Annotated in this window: 1 pseudogene; it reads right to left on the reverse strand. The window is 59.3% G+C overall.

The annotated features are described in order from the left end of the window. Positions 1-254: pseudogene (locus tag KVS69_RS19560) on the reverse strand (class I fructose-bisphosphate aldolase); the annotation flags it as partial. Between the last annotated feature and the right edge of the window lie 19 nt (positions 255-273).

Genomic DNA, 273 nt, shown 5'->3' on the forward strand with positions numbered 1-273 from the left:
TCCCAGAGATAGGACGGAACAGCCTGACCATCGACGTCGCCGTCCATTGTCCGCACGAACAGGATAGCGCCGATAACCTTATCGCCCGAAAAGGCGGGCGCGCTCATGATGCGGACGCGCATGGCATGCACCAGGCGGAACATCTCCTCGTCACCCTGATAGTCGGACTCGGACACGCCATAAAGACGCAACGCTCCAGGTGTTGAACCACCGCTTTGGTCCAGCGCCGCAATGAATCCGGGCGCGGAACTCATCTTGTTCAACATCTTCGCG

Origin of the sequence: Stenotrophomonas sp. GbtcB23 (genome assembly GCF_019091045.1) — a bacterium.
GTDB classification, from domain to species: Bacteria; Pseudomonadota; Gammaproteobacteria; order Xanthomonadales; family Xanthomonadaceae; genus Stenotrophomonas; species Stenotrophomonas rhizophila_A.